Origin of the sequence: Arthrobacter methylotrophus, from assembly GCF_039539965.1 — a bacterium.
Classification (GTDB): Bacteria; Actinomycetota; Actinomycetes; order Actinomycetales; family Micrococcaceae; genus Arthrobacter; species Arthrobacter methylotrophus.
This window is the reverse complement of the sequence record NZ_BAABED010000001.1, coordinates 3,628,390-3,638,376: the sequence shown is the minus strand read 5'-3', so window position 1 is coordinate 3,638,376 and position 9,987 is coordinate 3,628,390. Positions and strand designations below refer to the sequence as shown.

The 9,987-nt window shown below is 61.6% G+C and carries 13 protein-coding genes and 1 pseudogene; 9 read left to right on the top strand and 5 right to left on the bottom strand.

Going from position 1 to position 9,987, the window contains the following annotated elements:
- The first annotated feature begins 174 nt into the window (after nt 1–174).
- Nucleotides 175–1,278, top strand: a complete 1,104-nt coding sequence (locus ABD884_RS18840) for a calcium:cation antiporter (RefSeq protein WP_425548294.1) — start codon at nt 175–177, stop codon at nt 1,276–1,278.
- A 48-nt stretch (nt 1,279–1,326) separates the two neighbouring features.
- On the opposite strand, the pseudogene ABD884_RS18835 reads toward ABD884_RS18840, so the two are convergent.
- Nucleotides 1,327–1,599: pseudogene (locus tag ABD884_RS18835) on the bottom strand (transposase); the annotation flags it as partial.
- A 28-nt stretch (nt 1,600–1,627) separates the two neighbouring features.
- Complete coding sequence (locus tag ABD884_RS18830) at nt 1,628–1,804, bottom strand: hypothetical protein (protein WP_345049543.1); 177 nt, start codon at nt 1,802–1,804, stop codon at nt 1,628–1,630.
- A gap of 39 nt (nt 1,805–1,843) precedes the next feature.
- Between ABD884_RS18830 and ABD884_RS18825 the strand changes: the two genes are divergently transcribed.
- The 3 genes from ABD884_RS18825 (at nt 1,844) to ABD884_RS18815 (ending at nt 3,480) form a co-directional block, all read left to right on the top strand.
- Complete coding sequence (locus ABD884_RS18825; RefSeq protein ID WP_345049540.1) at nt 1,844–2,005, top strand: hypothetical protein; 162 nt, start codon at nt 1,844–1,846, stop codon at nt 2,003–2,005.
- A 255-nt stretch (nt 2,006–2,260) separates the two neighbouring features.
- On the top strand, nt 2,261–3,310 hold the full coding sequence (locus ABD884_RS18820) for a glycosyltransferase family 2 protein (protein ID WP_345049535.1): 1,050 nt from the start codon (nt 2,261–2,263) through the stop codon (nt 3,308–3,310).
- Entirely contained in the window at nt 3,307–3,480 is a 174-nt protein-coding gene (locus ABD884_RS18815) for a hypothetical protein (RefSeq protein WP_345055339.1), read from the top strand. The genes ABD884_RS18820 and ABD884_RS18815 overlap by 4 nt, the downstream gene beginning before the upstream one ends.
- A gap of 91 nt (nt 3,481–3,571) precedes the next feature.
- Here the strand turns inward: ABD884_RS18815 and ABD884_RS18810 are convergent, their stop codons facing one another.
- Nucleotides 3,572–4,618 (bottom strand): LamG domain-containing protein, encoded by a 1,047-nt coding sequence (locus tag ABD884_RS18810; protein ID WP_345049531.1) that lies wholly within the window; start codon nt 4,616–4,618, stop codon nt 3,572–3,574.
- Between the two features lie 435 nt (nt 4,619–5,053).
- Here ABD884_RS18810 and ABD884_RS18805 point away from each other — a divergent pair, with 435 nt between their 5' ends.
- Complete coding sequence (locus ABD884_RS18805; protein ID WP_345049526.1) at nt 5,054–5,884, top strand: response regulator transcription factor; 831 nt, start codon at nt 5,054–5,056, stop codon at nt 5,882–5,884.
- A gap of 52 nt (nt 5,885–5,936) precedes the next feature.
- Here the strand turns inward: ABD884_RS18805 and ABD884_RS18800 are convergent, their stop codons facing one another.
- Nucleotides 5,937–6,185 carry a hypothetical protein gene (locus tag ABD884_RS18800; protein ID WP_345049522.1) on the bottom strand — a complete coding sequence of 83 codons (249 nt, stop codon included), beginning with the start codon at nt 6,183–6,185 and terminating at the stop codon, nt 5,937–5,939.
- A gap of 35 nt (nt 6,186–6,220) precedes the next feature.
- Between ABD884_RS18800 and ABD884_RS18795 the strand changes: the two genes are divergently transcribed.
- Nucleotides 6,221–6,547, top strand: coding sequence for an SGNH/GDSL hydrolase family protein (locus tag ABD884_RS18795; protein ID WP_345049517.1), 327 nt, complete (start codon nt 6,221–6,223; stop codon nt 6,545–6,547).
- A gap of 144 nt (nt 6,548–6,691) precedes the next feature.
- On the opposite strand, the gene ABD884_RS18790 is transcribed toward ABD884_RS18795, so the two are convergent.
- A complete protein-coding gene (locus ABD884_RS18790; RefSeq protein WP_345049514.1) occupies nt 6,692–7,315 on the bottom strand; it encodes a PadR family transcriptional regulator in 624 nt (207 codons plus the stop codon).
- Nucleotides 7,316–7,476: 161 nt separating this feature from the next.
- Between ABD884_RS18790 and ABD884_RS18785 the strand changes: the two genes are divergently transcribed.
- From ABD884_RS18785 to ABD884_RS18775, 3 genes are read left to right on the top strand one after another with little or no spacing between them, the layout of a single operon-like run.
- Entirely contained in the window at nt 7,477–9,207 is a 1,731-nt protein-coding gene (locus ABD884_RS18785; RefSeq protein WP_345049511.1) for a putative bifunctional diguanylate cyclase/phosphodiesterase, read from the top strand.
- Nucleotides 9,204–9,692, top strand: a complete 489-nt coding sequence (locus ABD884_RS18780; RefSeq protein ID WP_345049509.1) for an SRPBCC family protein — start codon at nt 9,204–9,206, stop codon at nt 9,690–9,692. The genes ABD884_RS18785 and ABD884_RS18780 overlap by 4 nt, the downstream gene beginning before the upstream one ends.
- Entirely contained in the window at nt 9,692–9,979 is a 288-nt protein-coding gene (locus tag ABD884_RS18775) for a YciI family protein (RefSeq protein ID WP_345055059.1), read from the top strand. The genes ABD884_RS18780 and ABD884_RS18775 overlap by 1 nt, the downstream gene beginning before the upstream one ends.
- Nucleotides 9,980–9,987 lie beyond the last annotated feature (8 nt).

Genomic DNA, 9,987 nt, shown 5'->3' with positions numbered 1-9,987 from the left:
TCCAGGCCGTGGTCGGCCTGAAGTATCATGATCGGCAGAGTGAGACACCAGCGCTGCGGACGGGACGGCCTGTTCGTTTGGATCGACACGGGGACGGCCTCGTGGAATGGGGCTCAACCTTTGGTTTCCTCTACTGTTCGGTCCATATTTACACCTGCAGCCATAGTGCCCGTCGTGGTCGGCTGGGGCGCCGTCGTCGGGCTTGTGTTTGCCGGGCCCCTGCTTGAGCCCCCAGTCCCCACCTGGCTGCTGATTACTACACTCGTGCTCACCGTCGGAGTCGTTCTGGTCTGCGCCTTTGGGGTGGTCCACGAGGCCGAACATCTCGCCCACCGGCTTGGTGATCCCTACGGCTCCCTAGTCCTGACGCTTTCGATTGTGCTGATCGAGGTGGTGCTCATTTCGGCTGTCATGCTGGGGCCGGGTGAGCACACCACCATCGCCCGGGACTCGGTGATGGCCGTGTCGATGATCATTCTCAACGCCGTGATTGGGCTCTCACTTCTCGTCGGGGCGATGAAGCACGGCAATCTGGGCCACAACCGCACTGGCACCTCGTCCTATCTCGCCCTGCTCGTCGTGCTCGTCTCGCTGGCCTTTGCCCTGCCGGCGCTCATTGGGCGTGACGGCTCATATACGCTGGGGCAGGAAGTCCCCGTCATCCCGCTGACCCTCGCCTTGTATGCCTTCTTCCTTTACCGGCAGATGGGCAGACAAGCTGACGACTTCCGGGAAATTGATTCAGGCTTCACGGCCGGCCCGGACTTACCTGACAGCGCCGAGAAGCGCAGCCGGGCCAGCGTTACCCAAGTCATCGCCGAGCACAAGGCCGAGGTATTGCTGCGGGTCGTGCTGCTGATCGTGACGGTACTGCCCATCGTGCTGCTTTCGCACGACATGGCCACGCTCCTGGACGACGGGCTCGGCCGCGTCGGTGCGCCCGTGGCCCTTTCCGGCATCCTGATCGCCATGATTGTGTTCCTGCCTGAGTCGATCACATCAGTGCGCGCAGCCTTGCGGGGTGAGATCCAGCGAGTCAGCAACCTATGCCATGGCGCACTGGTTTCCACGGTCGGTCTGACAATCCCAGCCGTACTCATCATTGGCGCCCTCACCGGTCAGACCGTCGTACTCGGGGAGTCCCCGGCCAACCTACTACTCCTCGGCGTCACGTTGATGCTGTCGGTGACCACACTTGCTTCCAAGAAGGTGACTGCGATGCACGGCGCGGCCCATCTCGTGGTCTTCGCGGTCTACGGCGTCGCCGTATTTTCTTAAGCCTCGCGGCGAGGGCTTTTCCCTCGCCCGCCACCACGCCGTCCCTCAGGACGTGCCGGCCCAGGACGCCAGCTGTTGCGGCGTCGGGAAGACGCTCATGTCGGCGCCGGTTTCGGCGATGAAGACCTCGGCGACGGTAGTGCTGAATCCCGGGATGCTGGTCAGAAGGTCGCGGGCGAGACGAAAGGGTTCCATCGCCACCTCGATCCTGGCACTGAGGTCGTTGATATCGGCGGTGTGGGCGTCGATCCGGTATAGATACAGGGCCGCCATGTAGCGGTGATGGGCACTGAACCGGCCGGTCAGCGCATCGGTGAGCTCGCGGCGCCCGGAATCGGCTCCGGCACTCCTAATTCGCTGATTTCCTCGTGACAATTGTGGTGGAGGACCAGCAAAGCTGGTTGGCTTGGCCAAATGCCTGGGTGCCGCCTCGGAGGGGTGAGGCGTTGTCCGCGGCATCGTAGGACTTGCCCCGTGCCCCGGGACTTCGGACAGAATCACCGGCAACCACCCCCTGCGCTACCACCGGTGAGTCTTGCGCGTCTTCTTCGGACGGCCTCGGGCAGTGCAGATCGCTGAATATCTGCGTGGCCGGCAGCAGACCGTGGAGCACGTCGGCTCGGCGCATACGGAGGCCGAACTCGGCATTTCAGGCTGGATCGCCGCATTCGCGGAGAAAAGTGGAGCCGATACGCCGGGTCACCGTTCAAGGAGCACCGTTCCCTAAGCGCCGATGGGTGCCGCTCAGGGCGGAGAAGTTGAGGTGGAATTCCGCTGCGTTGTTTTTCAGCAAACATTGCGGCCTTGCTTCATCTTCTCTGCTGATGGTTTGCGTTCGTCTTGGAACACTCGAAGTCAATAGAACTTTGGACACTTCGGGGACGATGAGATTAATGAGCGGTTCGTTGATAGGTCATTTAGGAATTCAGGATGTCCGGAATTTTCGTAGATACGGTGTTATCTGGAGCAGGAAAAAACTCTGGTGATCACGGTCCTTATCCCGGCGCACAATGAGGCGTCTGGCATCGTTGGAACTCTTCAGTCCCTGAAGAAACTGACGCTTATTCCGGACAGGGTGATTGTTGTTGCCGATAACTGCACCGACGGCACCGAAAGGCTCGCCTTGGCTGAGGGAGCAGAAGTCATCCGCACCCTCGGGAACAAGGACAAGAAGGCTGGCGCGCTGAATTTCGCTCTGGCCGGGCTCCTCGCGGAGGCCGCACCTGAGGACATGATCCTCATCCAGGATGCCGATTCACAGCTTTCCTACGATTTCCTCGAGCGGGCGGTAGCTCATCTGCGGGCGGATTCGCGGCTCGGAGCGGTGGGTGGTGTCTTCCGCGGGGCAGACGGCGGAGGGTTCGTCGGACACCTGCAGCGGAATGAGTACGCACGGTACGCCCGCGACGTGAAGCGCCTCAGGGGTAAATGCCTGGTGGTGACCGGCACGGCAGCGCTGTTCAGGGTTCGGACCCTACGCGATGTCATCGCGGCCAGGTTGGACGGGACCCTTCCTGCTGGCGACGGACGCGGCGGCGTCTATGACACTTCGGTCCTGACGGAGGACAACGAGCTCTCTTTTGCACTCCTCACCCTCCGATACAGGATCAAGTCCCCCGCCGATTGCACATTGGTCACTGAGGTCATGCCCACCTGGCGGGAGCTCTGGGCACAGCGCCTGCGGTGGAAGCGCGGAGCGGTGGAGAACTGCGTTCAGTACGGCTGGACCCGGGTTACCCGGCCATATTGGGCACGGCAGGGCCTGTCCATGCTGGGCGTGCTCGTCACACTGAGCTATTTCAGCACGGTGGCGTTTGCACTGGTCACGGGGGCAGGGCTGCATATACAGCCGTTTTGGCTTGCCGTGACCGGTGTTTTCGTGATCGAACGGGTGGTGACCGTCCGGTTGCGCGGATGGAAGTACATGCTCGCCGCGGCCACCATGTACGAACTAGTTATCGATTTGTTCCTGCAAGTGGTCCATGCGAAGGCGTACGTAGATGCAGCATTCAACAACAAGAAAGCCTGGTGACAACTATGTATAACAACCCAGCAGCACCTGCAGCCGCGGGTCTCGGGTCGGGAACGCTCGCCATGACCGGAGCAGGTGACCTCTTCTGGGTCGCCCTGGCAGCGTTCGCCCTTCTCGCCCTGGGCTTGGCCATCAAACGGATAGTGCCGGTCCGGGGCGAAAAGTCCTAGCGAAGAATTCCTTGGGCAGGATTCGCTGGAAAGCAACAACGCAGGGCGTCCGGAGACCAAACGCCCTGCGTTCTGTTTTTCAGGGATTCTGCTAGCTCGCGACGCTGATGATGTTGGAGCATCCCCCGGAGTCGCAGATCTTGTAGCTCGTGGTGCCTCTGCCCTTGACCTTGTTCACGAAGCTGCCGGTGTTGGCCAGTGTCTTTCGTACTCCGTCAATCCACAGTACGACGGCAGTTCCGGTCGCTCCGGTCCACGTCAATGTGGTGTCATTGGAGCTCTTCGCCTTGGCGGCGGTGGTCAGTTGGATGGCGGAGACCGGGGCCAGCGGGGTTTGGGTTGCCGCGGGCGTGAAGGAGAAGTCCCGGATCACCACGGACTCGGGCTTCACGTGGGCGGGATCTCCGCCTCCGCCGTCGGTCACCCAGAGGTTAAAGTGGATTTGCTCTTTGGCCGGGACAGGAACCGTGGAACCCTGGAGTACGGTGCGCTTGAGAAGGGTTCCCGTGTAGCCTTCTCCGGCGTAGGTTTCAAAAGTCAGCTTGCCGGGCTCCCAGATCATTCTCTGCGTGGTGACAAGGTCGGTCGTCACGTTGAAGACGGTGGTGTTGTTCCCCAGTCCGGGGGGCTTGCTGGCGTCAAACCAGTACCCGTGGCCCTGGGTTACCGGCCACGACTGGCCGTAGGATGCTCCGCCGCCCCATGCCGATGCTTCGCAGAGGTCGATCTCGTTGAAGCCGGGCACGGCCGCGGGATCGTAGGTAAACAGGCACCCCCAGACCACTTCCTTTTGCAAAAGGCTAAGGTTCTTTTCAACCGTGGTGCTGTAGGTTCCGTAGCCGAACCCTTGCCTGGTGGATTGGAATTCGGCGGCCACGGGAGCTTGCCCGGTGGGGTTGGTCAGCTTCATGGTGACGCGGCCGCTCGCGTCGGGGCCGACCACATTGGCGGCGTCAAATGCCTTGTCGTACTGGGGAGCGCCGCCCCAGAACCTCTTCTGCCAATTGAAGCCCTTCCAAGCGAAGTCCCCTGCCGGGCCAGGACCGGGGTCCAAGGGTGTCGAACTAGCGGCCTGTACGGGTGAGACGAAGGCCATCAATATCAGGGCGGCCGCAGCCAGAATGGCCAGCGGTCTCACCAAATGGGCGGGATGAAAAGTAGAAATTCGAAAAGAAGGCATGTAGCAGTCCTTGCCTGTTGCTCCCAGTCAACCAACTTGCGCCCCAATGAGCACACGATGATCATCAGCCACATCAGGAGCGGAGCGCAATAGACCCATTATGAATTTTTGAGGAATACACAATATCAAGAAAGACGCACTATTGCCGCAACCTCAAGATCAACTCAAAATAGCAACAATTTTCGAAATGGAACCTTGTGTGCAGGGGGTTCGGCCGCCGATGCGCACAATGCGAGTTAATTGAAATATGTAAACCAGTAGCTTTTGTATTAGTGAATAGAAGGTGAAATAGCTTAGATTGTGTGTTGGAGGCGGACCGGTTCGAGCGGACCCCGACCATGTCGGAAGCCGCTCGGTTGTGACTGCAAGGACGAGCTTCGGGGGCATGGATAGATGGTCGAGCGGGGCATTGCCGTCGTTGTGGAGGACGACGAAGACGTGAGGGGAATTCTGGAGGACGTACTCCGGCAATCAGGTTTTACCGTGCATGCGTCATCCTCCGGGATCGAAGGTGTCGAAGCCGTCAGGGAGCACAACCCCGTCATCATCATCATCGATGTAGGTCTGCCTGATTATGACGGGATTGAGGCCTGCAGGCGGATCCGCACCTTCAGCGACGCCTACCTCATCATCGTCACGGGAAGGGTTGAGGAGGCCGATGCCCTGATGGGATTCGAAGCCGGCGCCGACGACTACCTGACGAAACCGTTCCGTCCTCGCGAGCTGCGCGCCAGGATCACCGCCATGCTCCGGCGGCCCCGGTCACTTAGCCCAAAGCCGTCGCTCATCTCCGCAGGCACCGGGTACCGGCTGCATCCCGAGCCTCTGACCGCGGCACCGCCAACCTCTCCTTCCGTTTCATCGGCCGAGTCGCAGCTCAATCCGCAGACCGAAGGGACCTCCAGCGGTTTCGAGCACAGGGGATTGACCCTCCATGAAGGATTCCGTGCAGCCGCAATCAACGGCGTGCCCGTTGACCTGACCAGGACACAGTTTGACCTTCTCCTGGTCCTGATGGAGAACGGACGGGTGGTCCAGACCAAAGCCGACCTGGTCCGTCGGCTGCGGAACGAACCCTTCAACACGGGCTCCTATGTCAGCACCAGCGAGGAACGCGCCGTCGAGGTCCATCTAGGCAACCTGCGCAAGCGCCTCGGAGACAGCTCACGCTCTCCGCGCTGGGTGGAGACCGTCCGGGGTGTGGGATACCGGCTGACCCCGTAACTATTCCGAAACGCAATGATGCGCGCTAGCCAGGCATCTTCCTCAACCATCCTTACGACACAATAAAGTCCGTTTTCTGCGGCGGCCCCTCCTGGGCCGAGGCCGGGCTGGCCGCCGGCATCAGTCGGCAGGCCGCGCAGCAGCCCCCGAGGAAGACCAGCATTGCACGTTCCACATCCACCAGCTGCCCTGCGGTCAGACGCCCCACCCGGGACTGGATGTTGGCCCTGCGCACTGTGGCGATCTTGTCGATCATGAGGTGGCTTTCGCGGACCAGCCCTGACAGGTCAAAGGGTGTCACCGGGATCCGCAACAAGGGGGCGTCCCGGAGGGTTGATGTCGCGGCTTGGAGGCGAAGACGCCGCCCGCGACCGTCCAGATCTCGCCGCGGGTGTCCGGCACCCGCAGCTGAACAGGACGGAAACCCTGCCCCAGCTGGATCCTGCCGCTGCAATGACCACGAAAAGGCTGCCGGCCGATGTCATCTCATTATGCCTCGGCTTTAACTCGTACAACGCGGCCACGTTCACATCGCGTAGCTACGCGAGCCAGGTTCTGGGGTTCATCGCCGCTATCCGGGAGTCCCACCCACACGTCCCGATAGCGGTCATCACGTCCATACTGTCGTTGCCCCGCGAACGGTCCCGAACGCCGTCGGAATAACTCTCCAAGACTGCAGAGAGGCGACTGCCGACGTCGTTTCCGTGCTCCGAAAATGCGCGGGACGACCGACTCCACTGCATCGACGGCGGCTCGGCCCCCGGTTGGCTGCTGTTACCGAGCTTTTACCTCGGTGGTGACAAACCACTAGTCGGCGAGGATGTGGTACAGGGCGCGCCGTGTCTCGTCGATTTTTTCGGTCGCGGTGGTGCGCTGTTCCTCGGTGGCGGCGAAGCGGAATTGGTGGATAACTCCCATGAGCTTTGCCACGCTCTGGTGGAACGCGGGTCCTGATCCTTCGGAATCGATGTTCCACGCATTTTCCAGCTCCTCGGCGTGCTCGGCAACGTAGGCCTTCCCGGCATCGGTGAGTGTGAACTCGGTGCGTCGGCCTTCGCCGACGGGTGCGATGAGCTCTTCGTCAACGAGCTGCTGCAGGGTCGGGTAGACCGAGCCCGGGCTCGGGCGCCAGGATCCGGACGTCTTCTCGGCGATCGTCTTGATCAGCCCGTATCCGTTGGACGGGGTTTCGGCCAGCAGGGAGAGGATCGCGAAGCGAACATCGCCCCTATTGGCGCGACGAGGGCCGCCGGGACCAAAACCTGGTCCAAATCCCGGGCCGAAGCCAGCTCCGAAACCGCGGCCCGGCCCAAACCCGCGGCCTGGCCCGAATCCGCCGTGCCCGTGCGGTCCGCGACGGGACCTGCCACGCTCGAAGCGCCCCATCCCTGATCCGCTATCCGTGAATTGGTTGTCATGAATGCCTTTCATAACGGCATCATCCTTTCTATTTTGGGTGTCGCCCTGAGGGCCGCATATTGTTCTGCGATAGTTAACGATATATCGCCGAGTGTCGTTAAACAAGAGTCTAAGGGGACGGTTCATGTCGGGGTGGTAAGAAGGACATCGTGTGTTCTGATGGCGGCAGTCCGATGCCTTTCCTTCTGCGTCCACGTCCGTCCCGTTTAGGTGACCTTGGGGTGGCGGCCATGGTCGTGTCCGGTACCGTTTCGGCTGCGGACATCGATGCGATGTTCCGGAATGACCGCAACCTCAGGGCCATCGCGATCGAGCAGGACGGCACTTTCGGGCTTCTGACGAGGGAGCAGCTGGAATTCATGCTGACCGGCCGGCTCGGCTACGGGAGGGCGCTGAACAGCAGGCGGATAGCTTCGGAGCTGCTCCCCCCAACAAGCTCGTCCATGGCTGCCGATATGGACCTTCAGTCCGCTGCCCAAGCGGTCCTGGAAAGGCCCGAGTATCAGCGTTATCAGGATCTGTTGGTCTTGGGCGCTGACGGCCCCCGCGTTGTCACGGTGTCGGATATCTTCGCTGCCGTTTCCGCGCTATTCCGCCACGCTTCCCTTCATGACCCGCTGACGGGATTGCCCAATCGACGAATGCTTGAAGAGCTTTGCCCAGACGTCACTGCGGCGGCGGGGCTTCCCGGCGTCGGGATCCTCTTTATCGACCTTGACGATTTCAAAGGGGTCAACGACACTTACGGCCATCGTGCCGGGGACGCTGTCCTCATAGAGTTCGCCCGCCGCCTGACGCGCAGCGTCGGACCCAAGGGCACCTTGATGCGCTTGGGTGGCGACGAGTTCGCAGTCCTTCTCACCGACGTCGATGAAGCCTCCGCCTTCGCGGTGGCGGACGGCATCCTGGAGAGCCTGGTGGAGCCCTTCCGCCATGACGGTTGCGAGCTGAACATCAGCGCGACGATCGGCGTGGCCCTGGGAATCGACATCATCGAAGAGGACATGCTAGCCGGAGCTGAAGTCCTGCTCAGGCATGCCGACGGGGCGATGCTCCGGGCAAAGCAGGAAGGCAAGCGACGCATCGGACGCATCGGACCTTGCCAGGAACCCGCACCGTTCGCACGGCAGGCGCACATCCGGCGTCGGCTGCCCTCCGCCATCGACGACTCGGCACTGACGCTCCACTACCAAGCTGTTTTGGACCTCGCGACGGGCGGCGACGCCGGCGTCGAAGCGCTTTTGCGCTGGCATGATCGGGAAATCGGTCCGGTGGCACCTGACGAGTTCATCCCCCTCGCCGAACACACAGGGGAGATCCTCAGGATCGGTGCATGGGTCCTCGACCAAGCCTGTGCCCAGTCGCGGTCCTGGATAGACGCCGGGACACCCCGGAAAATCGCCATAAATGTCTCTCCGGTCCAGTTCGCGGCCGGAACTCTTCCGGCCGACATCCGGGCCGCCGTCAACCGGCATGGAATTCCCGCCCGGATGCTTGAAATTGAGATCACCGAAGGAAGGGCGATAGCGGACGTGCCGTCTGCGGCATCGCAGTTGCGGGAACTGATCAGTATGGGCGTCGGTGTGGCGTTGGACGACTACGGGAGTGCCTATTCGTCCTGGGCCATGCTCCGGGCCCTCCCGCTGACGACGCTAAAAATCGACAAGGCCTTCATCCGAGATATCGACAGCGAGCCGCACACTGAGACGATGGTCCGGGGTTTGATTCAAACCCTCAACGCCATGGGAGTCCGGGTCACCGCCGAAGGAGTGGAGCGCCAGGAGCAATTGGATATCTTACGGGACCTGGGCTGCAATACAGCCCAGGGGTATTTGATCTCCCCGCCGATGTCCCCCTCGGAAATTAGGATGATCACATTGAACAACATTGAGGACAAGCAATGAGTGAACAACTGGAAACCATCGAGGTCGAAGAGTTTCTGCCGCATCCGCCCGGGAAGGTTTGGCGGGCCCTGACCGAACCCGAGCTGCTGGCCAGTTGGCTGATGAAGAACGACTTCCAAGCGATGGTCGGGCATCAGTTCCAGATGCGCGGAATTCCCGTCCCTGCAGTCGGTTTCAGCGGCCTCGTGGCTAGCGAAGTCCTTGACCTTGACGCCGGGAGGCGGTTGCGTATTTCCTGGCGGGACGCGAATTCCGGCAACAGCCTCAGCAGCACGGTGACATGGACAATCACCCCGGAGGACGCCGGGACCCGGTTGTTCCTTGTCCACGACGGGTTCAACCCCGACGATCCGACGCATGTGGCATCGCACCGCATCATGAGCGGGGGATGGCGGCACCATGTTCTCCCGCGGCTCGCCCAGACCCTCGCCGGACTCGATACCGCCGGGCGCGGCACCGCCGGGCTCAGTACTGGCGGCGAGTGATGCAATTCGTCGTGTTCTACAGCTCGGAACCGTCGGCTTTCCCCGGTCTTCAAGCTGCGTACCCTCGCCACGCCGCATACTTTCAGGCCTTCGCTGCGGAGGGCGGGCTGATCGGTATCGGCACCTTCGACGATCCCGCCGTGAACGGGTCGATGGGCATCTTTAGCAGCAGGGAAAGGGCGGAGCAGTTCATCGCGGGGGATCCGTTCGTGCTGGAAGGCCTGGCGGTTCCGAGCGAGATCCGGGAATGGAACGCGGTAACGTTCGGTCCGCCGGACGCCGCCTGAGCACTCGG